Origin of the sequence: Mycobacterium sp., assembly GCF_049280035.1 — a bacterium.
Classification (GTDB): domain Bacteria; phylum Actinomycetota; class Actinomycetes; order Mycobacteriales; family Mycobacteriaceae; genus Mycobacterium.
Window position 1 is genome coordinate 1 of record NZ_JBAPPI010000891.1, and the last position, 1668, is coordinate 1668.

The following is a 1668-nucleotide window of genomic DNA, read 5'->3' on the forward strand; positions in this document are numbered from 1 at the left end:
GCATGGCGGCGCGCCCTATGCCATCAGCAACCTGCGTTGTAACCAGGAGATAGGAATATTTTCATGAATACAACTTTTGAGTCCTACCGCGATGCCTTCCCCAATGCGCGTCTTAGCCGCGATGGCGCAGGTGTACTCGAGATTGCTTTGCACACCGATGGCGGAAAGCTGATTTTCAACGGCCACACCCACGAACAATTCGTCGATTTGTTCCGCCGAGTCGGTGAAGACCGCGAGAACCGAGTGGTGATCTTGACCGGATCCGGTGATGCCTTCATGGACACGATAGAGGGTGAGGGCTTCGACTTTTTTTCGCCGACCGGGTACGACAAGATCTGGCGCGAGGGCAAGAAAGTTCTGATGAACATCCTCGATATTGAGGTGCCGATGATCGCCGCGCTCAACGGGCCGGTACTGCTGCACTCGGAGTATGCGTTGCTATGCGACATCGTGCTCGCCACGCCCCAGACGGTGTTTCAAGACAAGCCACATTTCGACTTTGGCGTCGTGCCCGGTGACGGGGTCAATCTGCTGTGGCCGGAGGTGATCGGCAGCATCCGTGCGCGATATTTTCTGCTGACCCGTCAGATTCTGGACGCGGAGACCGCCCAAGCATGGGGTGTGGTCAATGAGATCGTGCCTGGCGAGCAGTTGCTGGCCCGCGCTCACGAAATCGCAAGCGGCATCACACAACTACCACCGTTGACCAGCAGCTACACCCGCACTGCGCTGACACAGAGACTGCGCAGGATCGTCGACGAAGGCATTGGCTACGGGCTAGCGCTGGAGGGCATCAGCGCGGCAGATGTCGCTCGTCGCATGCCCGGCCAGGGTTAGCGATGAACCGCACGGTACTGATCAGCGGAGCAAGCAAGGGCATCGGCCGTGCGCTTGCGGAGCGACTCGCCGCGCAAGGTCACAAGGTGATCGGCATCGCCCGAACGGGCGATGCCAGTTTCCCGGGTGAACTGCGCACCGTTGACCTCTCGGATCGAGAGGCGACATCAACGGTGCTGCAGGATATTTCGTCAGCCACTCGGATCGACGCCGTGGTCAACAATGCGGGTCTGGTTCGCCCCCAGGCGCTGGAAGCGGTCACGCTGGACGCGCTCGATGCGGTGTTGGACCTCAACCTGCGCACCGCGATCCAACTGACCCAGGCGGCCTTACCCGGGATGCGCCAACAAGGTTGGGGCCGCGTGATCAATATCGCGAGCCTGGTCGCACTCGGCGCGGTAGAGCGTACCTCATACGCCGCGGCCAAAGCGGCGCTGATCAGCTCCACCCGCGGGTGGGCTTTGGAACTGGCCACCACCGGCATCACGGTCAATGCCGTGGCGCCAGGACCAACCGAAACAGAGCTATTCCGGCAGAACAACCCGCCCGGCAGCGAGGGTGAAACCCGGTACCTGGGAATGGTTCCCATGGGCCGCTTCGGTCGCCCTGACGAGATCGCCGCAGCGGTCGACTTCCTGCTGTCCGACGACGCATCATTCATCACCGGACAGACGTTGTTCGTCGACGGCGGCGCCTCTATCGGCCAAGCCCAGATATGAAGGTTTTCGCCAATCCGGATCAGCGCGCTTTTTGATCCCACGGAATAGGAACTAGGTCAGTGGTTCGCCGCCGTCGATCCGGAGCGTCACACCGGTCATAAAAGTGTTGGTC

General features: G+C 60.8%; 2 protein-coding genes. Both read left to right on the forward strand.

The genetic code is table 11. The annotated features are described in order from the left end of the window. The first annotated feature begins 63 nt into the window (after nucleotides 1-63). Nucleotides 64-837 carry an enoyl-CoA hydratase/isomerase family protein gene (locus WAN71_RS28330; RefSeq protein ID WP_422228504.1) on the forward strand — a complete coding sequence of 258 codons (774 nt, stop codon included), beginning with the start codon at nucleotides 64-66 and terminating at the stop codon, nucleotides 835-837. A 2-nt stretch (nucleotides 838-839) separates the two neighbouring features. Beyond that, nucleotides 840-1556, forward strand: coding sequence for an SDR family oxidoreductase (locus tag WAN71_RS28335; protein ID WP_422228505.1), 717 nt, complete (start codon nucleotides 840-842; stop codon nucleotides 1554-1556). The last annotated feature ends 112 nt before the right edge of the window (nucleotides 1557-1668 follow it).

Coding starts and splice junctions, on each gene's coding strand:
- WAN71_RS28335 (WP_422228505.1), top strand. CDS start 840: ATGAACCGCACGGTACTGATCAGCGGAGCAAGCAAGGGCATCGGCCGT.
- WAN71_RS28330 (WP_422228504.1), top strand. CDS start 64: ATGAATACAACTTTTGAGTCCTACCGCGATGCCTTCCCCAATGCGCGT.